Source organism: Symbioplanes lichenis (genome assembly GCF_030709675.1).
Lineage (GTDB): Bacteria > Actinomycetota > Actinomycetes > Mycobacteriales > Micromonosporaceae > Actinoplanes > Actinoplanes lichenis.
In genome coordinates, this window is record NZ_JAUZQD010000003.1 from 156,982 (window position 1) to 168,933 (window position 11,952).

The 11,952-nt window shown below is 71.3% G+C and carries 10 protein-coding genes; all 10 read right to left on the reverse strand.

From position 1 onward, the window contains the following. The 10 genes from RAN62_RS07915 to RAN62_RS07960 all read right to left on the reverse strand — a co-directional run bounded on the left by RAN62_RS07915 (nucleotide 1) and on the right by RAN62_RS07960 (nucleotide 11,948). Complete coding sequence (locus tag RAN62_RS07915) at nucleotides 1-390, reverse strand: PAAR domain-containing protein (protein ID WP_305783845.1); 390 nt, start codon at nucleotides 388-390, stop codon at nucleotides 1-3. 11 nt (nucleotides 391-401) lie between these two features. Then, on the reverse strand, nucleotides 402-2,168 hold the full coding sequence (locus tag RAN62_RS07920) for a VgrG-related protein (protein WP_305783846.1): 1,767 nt from the start codon (nucleotides 2,166-2,168) through the stop codon (nucleotides 402-404). 61 nt (nucleotides 2,169-2,229) lie between these two features. Then, the gene (locus tag RAN62_RS07925; RefSeq protein ID WP_305783847.1) at nucleotides 2,230-2,955 is read right to left on the reverse strand and encodes a CIS tube protein; all 726 of its coding nucleotides are present in this window, start codon (nucleotides 2,953-2,955) and stop codon (nucleotides 2,230-2,232) included. 235 nt (nucleotides 2,956-3,190) lie between these two features. Next, entirely contained in the window at nucleotides 3,191-3,619 is a 429-nt protein-coding gene (locus RAN62_RS07930) for a phage tail protein (protein ID WP_305783848.1), read from the reverse strand. A gap of 64 nt (nucleotides 3,620-3,683) precedes the next feature. Further along, on the reverse strand, nucleotides 3,684-3,869 hold the full coding sequence (locus tag RAN62_RS07935) for a hypothetical protein (protein ID WP_305783849.1): 186 nt from the start codon (nucleotides 3,867-3,869) through the stop codon (nucleotides 3,684-3,686). A 3,135-nt stretch (nucleotides 3,870-7,004) separates the two neighbouring features. Then, nucleotides 7,005-7,163 carry a DUF6760 family protein gene (locus tag RAN62_RS07940; RefSeq protein WP_305783850.1) on the reverse strand — a complete coding sequence of 53 codons (159 nt, stop codon included), beginning with the start codon at nucleotides 7,161-7,163 and terminating at the stop codon, nucleotides 7,005-7,007. Further along, nucleotides 7,160-7,627, reverse strand: coding sequence for a hypothetical protein (locus RAN62_RS07945; protein WP_305783851.1), 468 nt, complete (start codon nucleotides 7,625-7,627; stop codon nucleotides 7,160-7,162). Before RAN62_RS07945 ends, RAN62_RS07940 begins: the two co-directional genes overlap by 4 nt. After that, entirely contained in the window at nucleotides 7,624-8,064 is a 441-nt protein-coding gene (locus RAN62_RS07950; protein ID WP_305783852.1) for a phage tail protein, read from the reverse strand. Before RAN62_RS07950 ends, RAN62_RS07945 begins: the two co-directional genes overlap by 4 nt. A 22-nt stretch (nucleotides 8,065-8,086) precedes the next feature. Continuing rightward, nucleotides 8,087-9,631 carry a phage tail sheath family protein gene (locus RAN62_RS07955; RefSeq protein WP_305783853.1) on the reverse strand — a complete coding sequence of 515 codons (1,545 nt, stop codon included), beginning with the start codon at nucleotides 9,629-9,631 and terminating at the stop codon, nucleotides 8,087-8,089. 118 nt (nucleotides 9,632-9,749) lie between these two features. Next, entirely contained in the window at nucleotides 9,750-11,948 is a 2,199-nt protein-coding gene (locus RAN62_RS07960) for an eCIS core domain-containing protein (protein ID WP_305783854.1), read from the reverse strand. Nucleotides 11,949-11,952 lie beyond the last annotated feature (4 nt).

Consider the following 11,952-nt stretch of genomic DNA (forward strand, 5'->3'; position numbering starts at 1 on the left):
TCAGCCCCCGATCAGCACTTTGCGCGGGAGGGCGGCGTCGGCCGGCGACGGCACGATGACGGCCAGGCAGGTCGCCTTGTCGCCCATCCGGGCGGCCGGGAAGCCGCCGATCAGGACCTGGCCCCCGATCCGCGGCGGCACCGGCGGCAGCAGCGGGTTCGGCTGGATCGCCGCGCCGTCGATCGCGCAGGTCACCAGCGTGCCGGTCACGGCGGCGGGGCGGCCGTTGATGCGTACGGTGCTGATCCCCAGCGTCGGATTGCGCGTCGGCACGGGCGGCGCGGCGATCATGGCCAGCGCGGGCGGCGTGCCGACGGTGCCGGTGGGCATGAGCGGGTTGGCGGTCTGGCTGATCGGGTCGCCGATCTTGGCGGCGGGCAGGTGCGGCATGGGTCGGCTCCTCAGTTCAGCTTCACGATCGGCGCGTGGATGTCCACGTCGACGCGACCCTCGATCTCGACCTGCGGCGCGCTCAATCTCAGCTTGCGGCCGGCCTGCAGGTTGATGTCGCGCCCCCGGATCTCGACGTCGGCCATCGCCTCGATCTCGATGTCGCCCTTGCTGTCCACGACGATCTTTTCCCGGAACCGGTCGAGAAAGATGAACAGCCGGTCCTTCTCGGTGGCCAGGCGGATGCCCTGCGGCTTGAGCCGGAAGTCGAGCAGCTCGATGCGGTCGTTGCTGCGCGAGGCGATCGACCTGCGGTTCACCTTGCCGGTCGTGCGGTCGATCAGGTCGCCCTCGTGGTCCCGCGACGGATTGTCCTTGCCGTTGTAGAGACCCCCGATGACGTACGGGCGGTCGAGCAGCCCCTGCTCGAAGCCGACCAGCACCTCGTCGTTGATCTCGGGCACGAAGACGCCGCCCCCGCCGGCGCCACCGAGCTGCACCGTGCGGACCCAGTCGGTCTGGTACTCGTTGTCGTCGGTCAGCCAGGGGAACCGCAACCGGACCCAGCCCTGGTTCTTGCGGTTCCGCGACCGGCCGCGCGACCGCGGATCGGCGTCGACCTTGGTGTCCGTGACGATGCCGATCGCCATCCCGGGCACGCGCACCGGGCGCACCGGCGCCGAGGTGCCGCCCGCCAGCCCGTACATCGTGCGGTCCTGCCGGCCGCTCACCGTGACCCACGTCTCGTACGGCTCGGCCTGCTGGAAGACGTGCCGGCTGGAGGTGATCGTGTACTTGCCGTCGAAGTCGGGCCCCAGCTTCTGCAGCGACATCGCCACCCCGGCCCGCAGCTCCGGCCGCCCGCGCACCCCGACCTCCAGCTCGGCCAGCGCCGCCGTCACGTCCGCGGCGACGGCGTTCGCCACGGTGCGGGTCTCGGCGTCGGTCTCGTAGGGCACGTCGGTGATGTTGAGCCCGGCGGTGCTACGGAACGGCGCGATCGCCGTCGCGGGCTTCATCCTGATGTCGAGCTCGGCGCTCGGTGCGGTCCTGACCTCGGTCTTGACTGCCTTCTTGCGTACGGGATCCCAGCCGCGCACGGTCACGCGCGGCACCTGCCCCACCGACGTCACGGTCGACCGTACGGCCAGGACGTTCTTCTGGATGTCGACGACCTTGGGGCTCTGCTCGGGCGTCAGCCCCGCACCCGGTCCCGTGGAGGCGCGTTCGCTTTTGCGGAAGAAGAACTTCCCGTCGACCATCACGGCCTCGGCCTCGTTGTCGACGGCCAGCATCTTGAGAAACTCCCAGTCGCTGACGTTCGGCTGCGTGATCATGTCGTACGACCGGCTGAACGAGTCGATCTTCCCGACCGGCACCCCCGCCGAGCTCACCAGGTCCCGCGCGATCACCGACGCCGTCTGCTTCACGAAGCTGCGCACCCGCTGGCCCCGCATCAGCCGGTGCGACAGGTCCAGCGCCCGCACCACCGCGAACGACCCGTGCCCGTCGAACTGCGTCTCCATCGTGACGACCTCGCCGGCGAACAGGTCGACCGCGGCGAGCTGGGCCGGCTTGACCTTGAGGTCGACCTTGCTGCCGATCGTCACCCCGGTCTCGGTGAAGAACTTGTGGTCAGGATCGCGGAACCGCAGCTCGGCCACGGCCGCCAGATTGCTGCTGTCCTCCACGACCGTCTCGACCATGGCCGCGTTCCACTTGGCCTCCAGCGGTCCGGGGAAGCGGATGACCAGGTTGTAGATGTGCTCGGTGCTCACGCCCGGCCCTCCTCGTGCGGCTCGCGCTTCCCGCTCGAGGCCGGTTGTTGACGTTTCGCGCTCACGCCCGTCCCTCCCCGCTCAGCCCGGTGGCGCCGTCCACCGCCGGGATCAGCAGCTGCCGCCCGGGGCGCAACCGCACGGGGTCGTCGATGTCGTTTGCCTCGGCGATGACCCGCCAGGCCGTCGGACTGCCGTACTCCCGGTACGCCAGCATCTCCAGCGTGTCGCCCGCCACGAGCCGGTGCACCCGCTGCGCACTCAGCGACCCCGACGTCGGGTTCTGCCCCGGCGTCGACCCGCTGATCTCGGTCAGCGTCATCGAGCAGGTCGCCCGCAGCGGCGTACCGTCCGGGTCGAAGAGCTTGTAGGTGGCGTCGACCGAGCTCACGTACGAGTAGAAACTCACGGTCTGGAACTGCCCCCACACGAACTTCACCCACGGTGGCGACGGCGCCTTGGCCGCGATGCTCGCCTTCGTGGGCACACAGGTCGTCAGCAGCTTCTCCACCCGCTGCTGCACCGACCGGTCGTGCGTGTCGGTCGCGTCGAGAAAGACGGTGAGCGACAACTCCCGCGGCCCCGACCCACTGAACTCGGCCACGCCCACGTCCTGCGCCGACCGCGCCACGTGCGGAATCCAGTTCGCCGACTTGCGCAGCGACAACTCGTTCGGATTGAACGTGAACGACACCGGCCCGCCGAGCGGCCCGCCCGGCTGATTCCCGCCCGCGGGCGGCGGATTGAACAACTGCAACCCCGCGGCCACCTTCCCGGTCCGAGCCATCAGCCGTCCACCCCCTCCCCGGTACGCCCCACCAGCCGTCCTTCTCCATCCCGGCGCGCACTGTCCGGCGCGCCCGTCCTGTTCGGTGAGGTCGCTCCACGTCCGTCCTTGTGCGCGGCGCCGGTCGTCGACGTCTTGGCCGGTGCCATCGGTCGATGTCCGTCGCGGTAAGCACTGTCAGTCGTCCGCGTCCTGGCCGGCGCCGCCGGTCCACGACCGTTCCGGAGGGTCGCCATCAGTCGTCCACTTCCGAGAAGCCGTGGTAGGCCAGCTCGATGCTCTCCGAGGCCACCTCCGAGCGGCTCGGATCGAACGTCGGCCCGGACCACCGCACGAGCACCACGTCGGCCAGTCCCCACTGCACGAGCAGATCCCGATTGGGCTTGAGCGCCGCGATCTGCGCCGTCCCGCGCCTCACCATGCGCGGCAGCTTCGACAGATACTTGAAGACCTTCTCGGTGTCGTCGGTCAACGGCCGGGTGAGCGTGACATTCGAATAGACGAGCCGCGACGGCAACTGCCACACGAAATCGTTGTTGCCGCCCTCCTGGTGCTCCTCCAGCTCCACCTGGATGCCCAGCCCGTCGCAACTGTTCCACTCGCCGAGGTCGATCCCGTCGATCTGCAGCCGGAAGTGAACACTGGTCCCCGGATCGTCACTCATCTCGTCGTCCCCGTCGTCGTCGTCCCCGTGCTGTCCGTAGCCCCGGCCCCGATGCCCGCCCCCGTCATCGCCAGCCGTCCCGCAACCGCGCCGACCGCTCCCGGCTGGCGCGCATGTCGGCCCGCACCATCCGCTGCAACGGATCGTTCAGCCGATGCGCCAGGGCATCGATGTGCTCCCGCTTGAACTTCCCCAGCAACGCAGTCAGCGTCGAGTCGTCGATCTGCTCCACCAGCGAGCCGATCGTCACCGGCGCCTGCTGCGTCGATGCGGCGCGCTGACCGCCCCCGGCCGACGCTGCGGTGCGCTGACCGCCCCCGGCCGGCGCGCCGGCGCGCTGCCCGCCTCCGGATGATGTCGCGGCGCGCTGACTGCCTCTTGGCGGTGCCGCGGCGCGTTGGCTGTCTCCGGACGCGGCGGCAGCATCCGAGACGGCGCGCCGCGCGACGGTTCCGGGCCGGAGAACCGGTGCCGGTCGTGGCTGGCTCTGGGCTTGTGCCTGAGGTGCGGCCACGGATCGCAGCACTGATGCCGGTTGCGGCTGGCCCTGCGCCTGAGCCGCGCCTGTCCGCTGCACCACCGGCACAGTCTGCGCCGACGCACTCAGCGACCCCTGCGCAACCGGCGCGGTCCGTGGTGGCGCCGCCGCGTTCTGTATCGGGACGATGGGTGCGGGCCGTGTCGCCGCCGCCGCGCTCTGCTGCAGCGGAACGACCGACCGGAACCCGGCGCTTTCCGCCGGCCCAACCGTCCCCGTGGGCTGAATTGCCGGGCCCGGCATCGTGCTCGCCTGCTGAGCGAGTGGACGCCACGCGACCGCCGGACGCGAGCCGGCATCCACCGAACGCGTCCGAAGCGTCGCCGGCGCCGCCTCAGCCCGCTGAACGGACCTTGTCCTCGGTGGACTACTGACCGGCCGCGGGTTCACAGGCGCCGGGCTCGGCCGCGCTCCAGTAGCGCGGCTCGCCGACATGACAAGGGGCGAGCCGTCCGAACCGGATGGCACCGAAGGCGCAGCAACGCTCCCCTGTCCGGCCGCCCGCGCCTCCCGACGCCCCGCTTCACCCAGAGCCGCCGTAGCCCGGGGTACGCCCGGCTCAGTGACAGCCCGAGACGTGACCGCCGGCATAGTGACGCTGCGCTGCACGACGTGCGGGCCCGCCGAGGTGGCCGAACTGACCGAGCGGCCCGAATCCGACGGCCCAGCCGGCAAAGGCGCATCGGTACGCCGCGGATTCACCGGCGCCGGCGCACTCGGCGGCGCCGTCAACGGAGTCGGAGCGCTGGGCGGTGCTGTCAACGGAGTCGGAGCGCTGGGCGGTGCTGTCAACGGAGTCGGAGCGCTGGGCGGTGCTGTCAACGGAGTGGGTGTCGCGGGCGGTGCGGTCGCCGGCTCCGGTGCAGGCCGCGCCGGACCCACAGGCTCCGGCTCCGGCCGACGGCGAAGAGGCACAACGGGGCGCTCCCCGGCCTCCGCCCGCTGCACTGTGCTCCCACGCCGCCCACCCCGACCGTCCTGCCCCGCCTGACCAGTCCGCGCTATCGGAGCAGGCTGACCAGCTTGCGTTGTCTGGGCGCGCTGCTGAACCAAAGCCGGCCGCGCAGTCTCGGCTGGCTCCGAGCTCCGAGCGGATTGCGGGCTCTGGGCGGGCTGCGTCGAATGCCCAGAGCGCGCGGGCTCCATGGCAGGAGCGAGCTGCGTAGGTCGTGCCTCCTCCGCCCGCTGTATCGTTTCCGCTCCTTGCCCACTGCCCGCCCGCAGCACAGTCTCCGGGCCCGGAGCGGAGGCTCCAGGTGACGTGTCTCCGCCAAGTGAGGCCACGGCTCGCTGCACCGGGCCGGCAACCGCGGCGGACTGAGCCGGGCCGGTAGACGCCTCACCCGAGCGAACGTCCCCAGCCGCAGCCTCAAGGACCGGCCGCGGCGTGACTACACGCGGCCGGGCGGACGAGGCCAGTTCCCCCGGAGCCGTCGCGGACACCGCCGGAGGCATCTCGGACATCGAAGAGGGAGTCGCAGGCAGCGGGGCGCCCAGCCCCGCCCGGCGCGGAGATTCCGCCCGCTGAACCGGCTGCCCACCCGTGCTCCGCCCCGCCGACGAGTCGGTCGCACGCGGAGCCCCCACTTCTCCGGTCGTGCTCGACCTCGCTGGTCGGCCGGTAGCACGCGGCTGGGTGGCCTCCTGCGCTTCGGTGACCCGGCGCTGCACCAGCGGCACACCGAGATCCGGCGATGCCCCGCCGCGCGTGGCGGAACGAGGTAAAGCGCCGCCACCCTCGACAGGAAGCGGCGAAGCGGCCCGCGAGTCACTCGACCGAGGCAAAGGTGTTCGAGCGTCCTGCGGTCGCGGCGATGCAGCAGAAGTCTCAGGCAGACGCGGCGAAGTGGCGCGCCGCTCGGCAGGACGCGGCGAAGTGGCCGGACGGCGGGCCCGGTCAACGTCCTGGTGACTGAAGCGGGCCGACGCAGGTGGCCCCTCCATGGGCTCACCCAAGCCAAGAGCACGGCTGCGCACCACCGCCGGAGAGGTCTCCTCACGCTGCCGGCCGTCCCGCAACGACCCCGGCCCGCGCGGCAAAACAGCACGCTGGACCGCCGCGTCCCCCGCAGAAGCAGACCCCGAAGGAGCCGCCCCCTGCGCCGACGTGTCCGAGCCCGGCGGCCAAGCGCCCTCTCCCAAGCGACCGAGGCGAGACTCAGCGTCCGGCGCGCCGGACTCCAGCTGCGACGGCGAGACCATCGCCCGCTGACCAGCGTCGGACGGCGCAACCTGTGCCCCCGTGGCACCGGCAACAGCGGGCACCACGGGCGCCGGATGACTCGCCCAGCGCTGCACAACCCCGGTGGACGGAGCACCGGCAACGGAAGGGACGCCAGGAGGCCTCGGCCGCACGGGCAGCCGGCGAGCCGCTTCGGCCGGCCCGGACGACACCAGCGAACGGGCCCGAGTCACCGCCCGCGGAGCCGTCACCGGACGCGAGGCAGCCGGCACCGGCAGGAGAGAGTCAGGCGCCGGCGTGTCGGTGACGTCCGGCACCGGAGTGCGTACGGGCAAGGGAGACCCGGCGGCAGGACGCCGAGCCGGACCAGCCGGCCGCAGGAAGTCGCGCACCACGCCGACCGGCCCGTCGTGCCGGGTCTCGAGCCCGGACTGGAAGGACGGATCGCGCTGCGTGCTCAACTGGGCCGTGAACCTGTTGCCGTCGCTGAGCAGGCGCGGGCTGTCGGCCAGGGCCGGCCGCAGCGGCGGCACCGACGCCCACCCGGGGTCGCGCGGAGCGGAGGTCACGGGATCCGCCGGAGCATCGACAGGAGCGGGCGCGGGCGAAGGAGCAGAAGAGCTCGCGACTCGGCGCCGCCGGAGCCTGTCCCATACCGCCATCTCTTACCGACCCTCGTTCATCCTCGTGTTGATCCGCGCGATCTCCTCGACGTGGCGGACGCGGTCCGCGTGGGTGAGGCCCATGATCTCCGTGCGCGGCCAGTGGAAGTGGTAGGCGACGTACGCGACCTCCTCGTGCAGCCGGTCGGCCCCGTACGTCACGATTCCCCCGGGCGACCACCTGCCAGGTCGACGTCGAAGGTGGTGTCGCAGTGCGGGCAGGTCACCTCGGCGAGGGTGTGGCCCTCCGCGTTGATCCGCCTGTACATGTCCTGCAGGAACGCCAGGTCGGAGGCGAAGAGCCGCTCGATCGTCTCGGTGCGGATCGTGGTGACGGTGCCGAGGCGGGTGACGACGAGGCTGAGCAGGACCACCGACAGGTAGGCCGGGTTCTGCTTCACCCGCACGTCGATCAGCGGGGTCAGCTCGTCGCGGGCCGTGGCGAGGCGCATGCTGCCGTCGCGGTGGACGGTGCCGTTGTCGTCGACATAGCCGCGGGGGAGCGTGAACGTGAAGTCGGTCTGCAGCCGGGGCGGCGGCGCCGGGCTGACCGGCGCCGCTTCCTCGTCCTGCTGGTCTGCCAGGAGGGTGTCGAGATCTCCGGCGGAGACGGCGCGGCGTCTCATGACGTGGTGATGTCCTCGTAGACCACGGTGACCTTCTCGGTGGCGGCCGTGGAGTCGCCGGCCTTGAGGCTGGGGCCCTCCCACTTGTTGACCCAGGCGTTGGTGAGGTCGAAGCGGCGGCCCTCGTTGCGCTCGGAGTCGTTGATGATGATGCTGATGTTCTGCCGGGCCTCCTCGACCGCGCCGCCGACGAACGTCTTCTTGATCCACTCGGTGAACGAGCTGCTCTTGTCGAGGCCGCGGGTGATCGTGCACTCGCCGCCCTTGCGGGAGCCCGGGATCTTGCGGATGACGAGCTCGCCGGTCGAGGTCACCTGCTGGACCTCGATCGCGTCGAGCTCGAAGGTCAGCCCGCTGACCTCCTGCACATACTCGACCTGGATGCCGCCGAGCTCGACGGCGAAGCTGTGGACGATAAGGGTGTCGCCACCGGCCATGTCCCTCTACCTTTCGGAGAAATTACTCGTTGACCAGGCTGGTGCTGTCGGAGAACTGGGACAGCCGGAAGACCACGAACTCGGCCGGCTTGACCGGGCACAGCCCGATCTCGCAGATGACCTGGCCCCGGTCGATGACCTCGGGCGGGTTGGTCTCGGCGTCGCACTTGACGTAGAAGGACTCCGCGGCGGTGGCCCCGAAGAGCGCGCCGTTGCGCCACTCCTCGGTCAGGAACGCGGTGATGTTGCGCCGGATGGTGCCCCAGAGCCGCTGGTCGTTCGGCTCGAAGACGATCCACTGGGTGCCGAGGAGGATCGACTCCTCGATGTAGTTGAACAGCCGGCGCACGTTGATGTAGCGCCACGCCGGGTCGGAGGAGAGCGTGCGGGCACCCCAGACGCGTACGCCGCGGCCCGGGAAGGCCCGGATGCAGTTGACGCCGATCGGGTTGAGCAGGTCCTGCTCGCCCTTGGTGATGTTGTTCTGCAGGTCGACGACGCCGCGCAGCACCTCGTTGGCCGGGGCCTTGTGGACGCCGCGCTCGGTGTCGGTGCGCGACCACAGGCCGGCGACGTGACCGCTCGGCGGCATCATGATGGTGCGGCCGCCCGCCGGGTCGAAGACCTTGACCCAGGGGTAGTAGAGCGTGGCGAACTTCGAGTCGTAGCCCGCGGTCTCCTGCCGCCAGGCGCGCACCTGCTGGGCGGTGAGGTCCGGCGGCGGGTCGAGGATCGCCATGCGGTCGCCCATGTTCTCGCAGTGGGCGATGAGGGCCAGCTGCGCGGCCTTGACGTCCTCGAGGCCGAGCGCGCCTTGCTGGTAGGCGCCCATCAGGTCGGGCGCCACCACCATGGTGATCTCGTCGATGGCCTCCAGCCCGCCGAGGCCCGAGCGGGCGTCGACGTCCCCGGCGAACTCGTCGACCGACAGGCCGGCCGGCACGATGTCAGCGGCCGGCGCCGGGGCGGGCAGCGTGACGGACTGGTTGGCCGGCCGGGCCAGCGCGTTGGCCGGGGCGGCCTCCTCGAGGGTGATGACCTTCGAGTGCTCGCGGACCTGGGCGACCACGTTGCGGTCGGCGCGGCGGCGGAACGAGCCCTCGAAGGCTTCGACCTCATTGCCGTTCTGCCGGACGATCAGTTTGAACCGATCCTCCCCGGCGCCCTCGGCGTCGGAGTCGACGACCTCGACGCTGACCTCGCCGTTGCCCGCGGCGCTGCCGAGCGCGGCCGCCCGGAACGTGCCGACCTGGGCGGCGTCACCGTTGGAGATCTCCCGGCGGGACGAGCCGTTCGGGGCGGAGGGGGCACCGACGCGCACCACGTAGGCGATGCCGCCGCCGTTGGTGAAATAGCCGTAGACGGCGTTGGCGAGGTAGGTGCCCTCGACCATGCCGCCGAACAGCTGAACGTACTGGCTCCAGTTGGTCACCAGCGTGGGCGTGTGGAACGGCCCCTTCTCGGCGAACCCCACGAACGCGGTCACGGCGGTGCCGACACCCTCGATCGGGCGTGATCCGCTCGGCGCCTCCTCCACGTAGACGCCCGGGGAAAGGTACGTCGGCATGTAGCACTCCTTCAGAGCCAGTTCGACGGACCTTTGCAGCCTTTCTCGCGGGGAGGGGAACGCCAAGGTCCCCATGGGCTGCCGGGCGGGCAGACCTCGTGCCCCTGCGGCCCCGGTCTCAGCCGGTGGCCCGCGGCCCGACGAGTTCCTCGTAGAGCGGCCGCTTGTCCTCGGCGTCCCGCAGGCGCTCCTGCCAGTTGTCCCTCATGTCGGTCAGCACCTCGAGCCAGCCCTTGTCGCCGTCCCGCACCTGGGCCAGCTCCACCAGGCGGGTGTTGTCCTTGGTCTTGCCCTCGCCGATCTTGTCGGCCTTGTGACCGTGCAGCACGGACTCCGGGTTCGCGGTCGCCTCGGTGGACGTCATGCCGTGCACGTAGCCGACCGGGCTGTCCGCGCCCATGGCCACCGTCTCGATGCCGACCAGCAGCGAGCCGTCCTTCCGGGCGGTCGGCGGGGACCAGACGAGCAGCATGTGCCCGTACGAGCCGTTGGGCAGCACGACGTCACCGTTCCAGTCCGTGGTGCCGACGCCGCCGGCCGCGATGTCGATGCCCATCAGCTCGGTGGCGCCGCGGTCGGTGGCCGCCTTGTTGAGCAGTCCGCCGGTGATCTTCTCGCCCAGGTAGCCCGGGCCGTTCACGGCCACGTTGCGGGCCCCGGCCAGCCCGCCGCCCTTCTCCACGAACCGGCCGGGCTGCCCGGCCTTGTTCTCGCCGATGTCGGTGTAATGGGTGGCGCCGCTGCGTCTGTCCACGACGGAGCTGCGCTTGCCGCCCTGCAGGACCCCGAGGTACTCGAGCAGATCGTCGGGCCTCGCGGTGCCGGTCAGCGCCGGGATCCGGATGTTGACCCGGCCGCCGTGCGCGAGCGCGCGGATGACGTCGCCCTCGTAGTTCCGGTAACCGCCGCCGTCGTTGCGGACCTGCAGACCGGCCTGCAGCACCTGCAACACGTTGGTGAGGATCACATTCGCGGCGGCCGCCTTCGTGCGGGCCGCGTCCGGCACCGCGCCGGCCGATTCCGGTGGGTACAAAGTGTCGACGGCGGTGTCGCGAATCTGCGCGTCCCGCTCCTGCTCCAGCGGGGCGCGGCCTTCGTCGCCGGGCTTCAGGCCCTGCGTGGTCATGAAACGCCCCAGGGTGTACGCCGGATTGATGGGCGCGCGCTGGCCCGGCGCCGGCCGCTGGGTGTTGAACGCGATGGTCGCGGCGAGGATCCGTGTGCCCGGTGCCATCTGCATCCACGTCCGGAACCGATCCGGATGCCGCCCGCCGGCCAGGGCCTCGGCCTCCTCGTAGGTGCCGATGCCGATCGTCCTCAGCCAGTCCGGGTCCTCGCCCGAGAGCTGCTGGATGAGCGTGAGCTCCCGCCCCGAGAAGGGCTTGCCCTTGATCACCCGTCGTCCCAGAGCGTCGCGCAGCCGGGTCCGCTCCCGGCTGTAGACGATGTCGGACCACTTCCGCGCGACATAGTCCCAGAGGCCCGCCTTGCCGGGCTGGACGAGCGTGTTGGCGGTGATGTCGTTGCTCAGCTTGTGCCGGGGGTCCCGGAGTCCCTCGGGGGAGACCGGACGGCCCGACGAGACCGGTTCGCCGGCGGCGGGGATCGTCTCGATCTCCTCCTCGCCGAAGGCATCGCCCGCCGTCGAGGACTCCCCGGTCTGGGCGACCCGCTGCACGGCCGCGTGCCCATGCCCGTCCTCCGGATGATGCAACTCCAAGGCGGCACCTGGATCCGGCGCCGGCTTGCGCATCTCCGCGGCGGCGAAGCTGGCCGCCTCCCGCTCGGCGGTGTCGCCGGGATGGCTCAGGTGCAGGCCGCCGGACGTGGCCTGGCCCGGGACGGCCCCGCGCGCCTGCTGCTCGACGTGCTTGGCCTCGTGCAGCAAGGTCTCGGGATCACTCCCGCCGCTGCCCACGACGATGTCGGAACCGACCGTGTACGCCCGGGCCCGCAACGCGGCGGCGGAAGCGGCCGCCTCCGGGCCCGTGTGCACCCGGACGTGCGACATGTCCATGCCCGTGGCGCCCTCGGCCCGTTGCAGGATCGGCTCGTCGAGCGGTTTGCCGCCGCCGCGGGTCACGGCGCCGATCTGCTCGGGAGTCACCTCCTCGACCGTGGACTGCTCTTGCAATGCCGCCCGGCGCTGCGCGACGAGGTGACTGACGGCCCGGTTGCCCGCGAGGTGTTGCAGGCCGGCCGCATCCGAGCGGGAGAACCGGGCGAGGTCGGGCGTCTCGCCGGGGCTCGACGAGCGCCGCCGCGTACCGGGGGAAGTGTCCTTCGCCTCGCTCTGCCGTTCGTGATGTGCGGGCATGGCG